General features: G+C 44.8%; 3 protein-coding genes and 1 tRNA gene. 1 reads left to right on the top strand and 3 read right to left on the bottom strand.

The annotated features are described in order from the left end of the window. The 3 genes from folK to U9P07_12845 all read right to left on the bottom strand — a co-directional run. The coding region (gene folK, locus U9P07_12855; protein ID MEA2110293.1) for a 2-amino-4-hydroxy-6-hydroxymethyldihydropteridine diphosphokinase at positions 1 to 445 on the bottom strand (445 nt) is incomplete at its 3' end. Between the two features lie 6 nt (positions 446 to 451). Next, positions 452 to 670 carry a twin-arginine translocase TatA/TatE family subunit gene (locus U9P07_12850; GenBank protein MEA2110292.1) on the bottom strand — a complete coding sequence of 73 codons (219 nt, stop codon included), beginning with the start codon at positions 668 to 670 and terminating at the stop codon, positions 452 to 454. A 46-nt stretch (positions 671 to 716) separates the two neighbouring features. Beyond that, a tRNA-Sec gene (locus U9P07_12845) sits at positions 717 to 814 on the bottom strand. Between the two features lie 257 nt (positions 815 to 1071). Here U9P07_12845 and yedF point away from each other — a divergent pair. After that, a partial coding sequence (gene yedF, locus U9P07_12840; protein MEA2110291.1) for a sulfurtransferase-like selenium metabolism protein YedF occupies positions 1072 to 1541 on the top strand: 470 nt, incomplete at its 3' end.

Here is a 1541-nt window from a genome sequence, read left to right as displayed (position 1 = left end):
TTTCCAGCAACATGGCAATATCACATTCTTTTTCCGGATGGATAAAATGCGGCGCAATCTCGCAAAGAGGGTAAAGGACAAAACCCCTCTTGGCAATGGCCGGATGGGGAATAATCAGATCATGTTGGTGCAGGATAAGATGATTATAGAAGAGGATATCAAGATCAATGCTCCTGGGACCCCAGCGAACGGTCCTGACCCGACCTAGAGAATCTTCAATAGCGAGCAAAGCCTTCAGCAGCTCCAACGGGGGAAGGATTGTTTCAAGCTCACAGGCTCCATTGAAAAAATTTCCCTGTTCCGTATAACCCACCGGCGCAGTTTCATAAAGAGATGACAGTTTGGTAATTTCTGTTTCTGGAAGGGCATTAATCAGCGCCAGGGCTTTTTTTATCTGCCCGTAACGATCACCGAGATTGGCACCGAAACCAAGGTAAACCGACAACAATCACTACCCGTTGGAGGAATCAGATTTTTCTTGAGTTTCAGGTCCGCTGTCATCAGCTTCCGGAGTAACATCAATTTCTTCCGGCTTTTCATTTGATGCTTTTTTAAAGTTACGGATCCCTTTTCCCAGGGCACCACCAATTTCCGGCAGCTTTCCGGTCCCAAAGATTATCAGGATGATAACCAGAATAATAATCAACTCAGGCATACCAATACCAAACATGAGCACTACTCCTATCACCGAACAACATGGTGGCTGAACAGAAAATTGGCGGAAGTGTATGGGAATCGAACCCACCCTTCTGGGTACTAGCCAGAAACACTGGATTTGAAGTCCAGGCCGCCCACCAGTGACGGAGACACTTCCTTAAAAATGTCATCTGCAATCGTATAACAGTATTTCCGCCACAAGTCAATGAAATCAAGACCTGAAGCGGCTATGCTTATTCATTTCAAGCTGATCTCCGGTAGGCTGGCAGAATCATCGGCTATGCCGATAGAAATACCTGTTTGAATTACTATATTCTATTTGCAATAATGCTCTTCCCCGTATAATCTTAAGATTAGTATTCACGTTTGGATTACAGCAAACGCTAGGATATAAAAATATGATAAAAGGATAGCATGATGAAAAATCACAGCTTCAAGCTTGATGTGCGTGGGAAAGCCTGCCCCCAACCGGTTATAGAAACCAAAAAAGCCCTTGATCAGCTGGAAGAAGGAATCATCACCGTACTGCTGGATGCAGAGCCTTCAGCGGTCAATGTGAAACGATTTGCCGAAAGCCAGAGCTGCATTGTCAACCGCAATGATGATGATTCGGGCACTATTAACCTGGAGATTGCCAAAGGATTCTCGTGTAGCATTCCCTCCCCCCAAGCCAGTGAAAAAACAATCTCCCCCTCTAACGGACACAAGAAACTGGCCATTTATATCAACGACCAGTACATGGGAAAAGGGGATGATAAACTGGGGAAAATCCTGATGAAAGCCTTTTTAAAAACCCTGCTGGAATTTAGTATCCGTCCACGGCAATTGATTTTTGTCAACAGTGGAGTTTATTTGACCACCAGCGGCTCGGAAGAAATTGAAAC

The sequence above is a fragment of the Pseudomonadota bacterium genome, from assembly GCA_034660915.1.
Lineage (GTDB): Bacteria > Desulfobacterota > Anaeroferrophillalia > Anaeroferrophillales > Anaeroferrophillaceae > DQWO01.
This window is presented reverse-complemented; position numbering and strand designations above follow the sequence as displayed.